This window comes from Pricia sp., from assembly GCF_041745955.1.
GTDB lineage: Bacteria > Bacteroidota > Bacteroidia > Flavobacteriales > Flavobacteriaceae > Pricia.
Window position 1 is genome coordinate 1 of sequence record NZ_JBGTHY010000572.1, and the last position, 2,919, is coordinate 2,919.

The following is a 2,919-nucleotide window of genomic DNA, read 5'->3' on the forward strand; positions in this document are numbered from 1 at the left end:
AGCAGTTCGGGCGATGCCGCCTTTCTGAACGATTTCAACGATTTTGTTTTCGACGCCACTGCGGAAATGATCAATCTGTACTGGACCGGTCAGTTCAGGGGCATCAATCTGGCCAATCAGGTTTTGACCAACGTTCCCGGAATAGCCATGGACGAAAACTTGAAAACACGATTGCTGGCTGAGGCGAAGTTCTTCAGGGGCTACCATTACTTCAATTTGGTAAGGGTCTATGGGGGTGTCCCCATTTACGACGGCATTCCGGAAGACGATGTTTACAACATTCCAAGAAATACGGCAGAAGAGGTGTATCAATTTGTGATCTCGAACCTGACTGAAGCCGCCGAAGCCCTACCGGTCACTTATGATCCGATCAATGTGGGAAGGGCAACAAAAGGTGCCGCCAAAGGATTGTTGGCCAAAGTGTACCTGTACGGTGAAACTTGGGATCAGGTCGTATCGTTGACCCAAGAGGTAATGGGTATGGGCTACGAGCTTTTTCCCGATTATTACGAATTGTTCCGCTATCAAAACGAATATAATGTGGAATCCATTTTCGAGATACAGTCCACCGCCGATGGCAATTGTGAGGCCGATTCCCAGTATGGGCAGCATCAAGGGGTACGCCAACAGTTCGGTTGGGGTTTCAATTCCCCTTCCGAAGATCTGGTAAATGCATATGAAGATGGTGATTTAAGAAGGGATGCCTCCATCCTTTTCGTAGGAGAGACTACCCCTGAAGGCGACTTGATCACGGCGGGCAACAACCCCGATAATCCGATCCGGTACAACCAAAAAGTATATATTCCGGAATCCGATTATCTACGGAACAATTGTAATAACAATGCCGATGCGAACATTCAAATACTGCGTTTTGCGGAAATTCTATTGATGAATGCCGAGGCCAACAACGAATTGGGCAATACGGCCGCGGCCTTGGAGAGTTTGAACAGGGTCAGGAACCGTGCGGGCCTCGATGATATCACCGAAACCGATCAAAGTGCCCTCCGAACAATCATTTGGAACGAGCGAAGGGTCGAACTTGCCCTAGAGGGTGATCGTTTTCTCGACCTGGTACGCCAAGGCCGTGCCGCAGAGGTTCTACAGGCCCGTGGAACCCAATTTGAAGCGGGTGTCAACGAACTGTTTCCCATACCCGCCAACCAAATTTCCTTGAGCGATGGTGTTCTTGAGCAAAATCCGGGTTATTAAAAATGGGAAAAACGTCTTTGCCGATCCTAAATTTAATTCTAATTGCCATGGTGTCCTTGGCCACAGGCTGCGACGGCAAAAAAAAACCCGACGAAAAGAGCAACTCGCCCACAACAGAAACCGCATTATACCTTTCCGATGACGAATTGTTGGACAAGGTGCAACGCCAAACCTTCGATTATTTCTGGGAGGGCGCCGAGCCGACATCCGGCCTGGCCAGGGAACGCATCCATATGGATGATGTCTATCCCACGCATGACAAGGATATTATAACCATTGGTGGATCGGGCTTCGGCTTGATGGCCATTCTTGTCGGGGTCGAACGCGGATTTATAACCCGTGAACAGGCTTTGAAACGCTACGAAAAGGCCATCGATTTTTTGGCCAAGGCCGATCGCTTTCACGGCGTATGGCCCCATTGGTTGATGCCCGACGGCAAAACGGCGCCCTTCAGCAAAAAGGACAACGGGGGCGACCTGGTGGAAACCGCATTCTTGATACAGGGCCTATTGACCGGAAAGGAGTATTTCAAGGACGGGACCGAAAGGGAAAAAAAATTGGCCGTTAAAATCCAAAAACTCTGGGAAGGAGTGGAATGGGACTGGTACACCCAAGGCGAGAACGTGCTGTACTGGCATTGGTCCCCGGAGTATAAATGGGAGATGGACTTTCCCGTGGGCGGCTACAATGAGGCCCTTATCATGTATATTTTAGCAGCGGCCTCTACTAAACATCCCATAAAAAAGGAAGTATACGAACAAGGATGGGCCCGAAATGGGGCAATTGCCAAGGATACGGTTTTCTACGACTTGGAAACCGTATTGGACCATTATGAGCACGACCGATCCCCCGTAGGTCCGCTCTTCTGGGCCCATTATTCGTATTTGGGGCTAAACCCCAACGGACTTACCGATCAATACGGCGATTATTGGAAACTGAACCGGAACCATGCCCTAATCCATTATAGATACGCCGTTGACAATCCGAACGGCTATAAAGGGTATGGAAAAAATCTATGGGGCCTAACCTCGAGCTATTCCATAAAAGGTTATGCCGGGCACCGGCCCGACAAAGACCTGGGGGTCATTTCCCCAACGGCGGCATTATCCTCCATGCCTTACACCCCCGATGAGAGCATGGGGTTTTTGCGGTATCTTTACACCGAACAGGATAGCCTGATCGGCAAATACGGTCCTTACGATGCTTTTAGCCTCCAAAACGATTGGTACGTGCCCCGATATCTGGCTATTGACCAAGGGCCGATTCCGGTGATGATCGAGAACTATAGAAGCGGATTGCTTTGGAATCTCTTTATGCAAAACGAGGATGTTCGTGCAGGCCTCGATAAACTTGGTTTTAGTTATGGGAATTAAAAAAATGGCAGCCATCCTTCTACTTTTTTGTTTTGGATCGAGCGCCTCTGCGCAAACCGAAACCTACTGCAACCCAATCAATATCGACTACACCAATATGATCTATAATGCCCACAAGGATCTTTCGTACCGTTCGGGAGCGGATCCGGCGGTAGTTTGTTTTAAGGATGAATATTATATGTTCGTCACCCGTTCTATGGGCTATTGGCATTCAAAGGATATGGACGAATGGACGTTTATCAAACCCAAGCAGTGGTACTTTCAAGGCTCGAACGCCCCCGCGGCTTTCAATTATAGGGATTCCGTGCTTTACGTCGCCGGAGACCCTTCGGGCTCT

General features: G+C 49.2%; 2 protein-coding genes and 1 pseudogene. All 3 read left to right on the top strand.

The genetic code is table 11. The features are described 5' to 3' along the window. On the top strand, positions 1–1,209 hold a 1,209-nt coding region (locus ACEW8S_RS20470; protein WP_373519964.1), incomplete at its 5' end, for a RagB/SusD family nutrient uptake outer membrane protein. Positions 1,210–1,211: 2 nt separating this feature from the next. Then, a complete protein-coding gene (locus tag ACEW8S_RS20475; protein ID WP_373519965.1) occupies positions 1,212–2,582 on the top strand; it encodes a glucoamylase family protein in 1,371 nt (456 codons plus the stop codon). A 4-nt stretch (positions 2,583–2,586) separates the two neighbouring features. Further along, positions 2,587–2,919: pseudogene (locus tag ACEW8S_RS20480) on the top strand (1,4-beta-xylanase); the annotation flags it as partial.